We start from the raw sequence: 1,435 nt of genomic DNA, 5'->3' as shown, positions 1-1,435 counted from the left end.
TCAGGTCACCGAGACGAGCTGACCGGCCGGGCGAGCCGACCGGAAAGCCGCTGAACAACAACGCCTGAGCAGCTCACCGAGATGAGCCGACCAGCCGGACAAACCCACCAGCCAGACAAACCCACAGCCGGACAACCCGATCAACCGAGCAAACCCACCAGCCGGACGAGCCGACCAGAAGGCCGCTGAACAACGGCGTCCGAGCAGCGAACGGGGCAGGACCACGCCCACGACCCGGCGGTCCCGTGGTCCGTCCCGCAGCCGGCGATCGGGCGGAGGAGTTTGCCGGACACAGTTCGTCAGGCACGATCGGACCTATCATGACGCTCGCCGACCAACTGCCCGCGCACCCCGATCCCGACAGCATCTTCGACGCGTTCACCGCGTGGACGCAGGGACAGGGTCTGACCCTGTACCCCGCCCAGTTCGAGGCGCTCATCGAGGTGGTGTCCGGATCCAACGTCATCGTGGCCACCCCGACCGGGTCCGGCAAGAGCCTCGTGGCCACCGGCGCCCACTTCGCCGCGATGGCCCACGGCCGGCGCAGCTTCTACACCGCGCCCATCAAGGCGCTGGTGTCGGAGAAGTTCTTCGCCCTGTGCGCCACGTTCGGCCCGGGGAGTGTGGGGATGATGACCGGGGACGCCGGCGTCAACGAGACCGCCCCCGTCATCTGCTGCACCGCCGAGATCCTGGCCAACATCGCCCTGCGGGACGCAGCGGCCGCCCAGGTGGGGCAGGTCGTGATGGACGAGTTCCACTTCTACGCCGATCCCGACCGCGGCTGGGCGTGGCAGGTGCCGCTGCTCGAGCTCGCGGACACGCAGTTCGTCCTCATGTCGGCCACCCTCGGTGACGTCCGCCGCTTCGAGGAGGATCTGACTCGCCGGACCGGCCGGCCGACCGCCGTCGTCCGGTCCGCGCAACGCCCGGTACCGCTGTTCCACCGCTACGTGACCACTGCGCTGCACGAGACGCTGGAAGAGCTGCTGAGCACCCACCAGGCACCGGTCTACGTCGTCCACTTCACCCAGGCGTCGGCGCTGGAACGCGCCCAGTCGCTGATGAGCATCAACGTGTGCAGCCGTGCGGAGAAGGACGCCATCGCCAAGACGATCGGCGGATTCCGGTTCACCGCCGGGTTCGGCCGGACCCTGTCCCGCCTGGTCCGGCACGGCATCGGCGTCCACCACGCCGGCATGCTCCCGAAGTACCGCAGGCTGGTGGAGCTGCTCGCCCAGGAAGGACTCCTGAAGATCATTTGTGGCACCGACACCCTCGGCGTCGGGATCAACGTGCCGATCCGTACGGTCGTGTTCACCGCCCTGTCCAAGTATGACGGAACGCGGACGCGCCACCTCGGCGCCCGGGAGTTCCACCAGATCGCCGGGCGTGCCGGCCGCGCCGGCTACGACACCGTCGGCACGGTCGTCGT

1 protein-coding gene is annotated in these 1,435 nt (G+C 68.9%); it reads left to right on the top strand.

Annotation, left to right across the window (positions count from 1 at the left end; translation table 11 throughout):
* Positions 1-320 precede the first annotated feature (320 nt).
* A partial coding sequence (locus DD1DGNOD_RS08325; protein WP_131769829.1) for a DEAD/DEAH box helicase occupies positions 321-1,435 on the top strand: 1,115 nt, incomplete at its 3' end.

This window comes from Candidatus Protofrankia californiensis (assembly GCF_900634765.1).
In the GTDB taxonomy this organism is placed as follows: Bacteria; Actinomycetota; Actinomycetes; order Frankiales; family Frankiaceae; genus Protofrankia; species Protofrankia californiensis.
This window is presented reverse-complemented; position numbering and strand designations above follow the sequence as displayed.